At 64.4% G+C, this 834-nt stretch carries 1 protein-coding gene; it reads left to right on the top strand.

Features of this window, described 5'->3' with window-relative positions; translation table 11 throughout:
* Positions 1 to 63 precede the first annotated feature (63 nt).
* Positions 64 to 699 carry a hypothetical protein gene (locus G6O54_RS36955; RefSeq protein WP_165236156.1) on the top strand — a complete coding sequence of 212 codons (636 nt, stop codon included), beginning with the start codon at positions 64 to 66 and terminating at the stop codon, positions 697 to 699.
* The last annotated feature ends 135 nt before the right edge of the window (positions 700 to 834 follow it).

Here is an 834-nt window from a genome sequence, read left to right as displayed (position 1 = left end):
TCCGGTGCTCCGGGCTCAGAATGAACCGCTGCCCCGCGATCATCAACCGAGGAATCGAATAACATGCTTCTCTTCAGTCGTCGTGGATGGTTGTCGTCGATCGTCGTTGGGGCGGTTGTGGGACCATCGGCCGTCGCGGGGCAGGAGCCCAAGAAGAATCCGCCTCCCCAGACGAAGAAGACCGTGGACGACGAACCGCCTGCCGAGGAGCGCGATCGCATCATGAAGGTCGTGCGGGGCGACCTGAGTGCGGCGAAGGATGAGTCCGAACGGTTCATCGCCCTGGGTCCCGCGGCGAAGAAGGCATGGGCGGCCGAAGAGATCGACAAGGCCCGAACCCTGGCGACCGAGCTGGAACGCCTGACGCCGAAGTATCCGAAGGACTGGAATTACGGCAACGCAATCCAGGATTCCAACCAGGTCCTCGGCCTGATCGCGCTCTCCACCAATGACGATGACGAGGCCGAACGCCGGCTCCTCGCCTCGGCCAAGAGCAAGGGCTCGCCGCAGATGAACTCCTTCGGCCCGAACATGCGACTGGCGAAGGCCCTGCTGGAGAAGGGCCACCGCGACGTCGTGCTCGAGTACTTCAAGCGCTGCGGCACGTTCTGGAAGTTAGGCCAGGACCGGCTCTCCGCCTGGTCGGACGCCGTGAAGAAGGGCGAGATTCCGGAGTTCGGCGCAAATCTCGATTACTGACATGGGGCGCGACCAACGCGTGGATTTCGCGCGAGTGTCCCCTGGGATCCGTGCCGATCATTCGGCCAGCCCAATCGCAGCGCCGCTCCGCTCTCCGCGTGCCTTTGCGGCTAGCTCGGCGGCCTCGCGGTCGCG

This window comes from Aquisphaera insulae (assembly GCF_011064615.1).
Lineage (GTDB): Bacteria > Planctomycetota > Planctomycetia > Isosphaerales > Isosphaeraceae > Aquisphaera > Aquisphaera insulae.
Note: the sequence above shows the minus strand (reverse complement) of the source record. Positions and strands in the feature narration are given on the sequence as shown.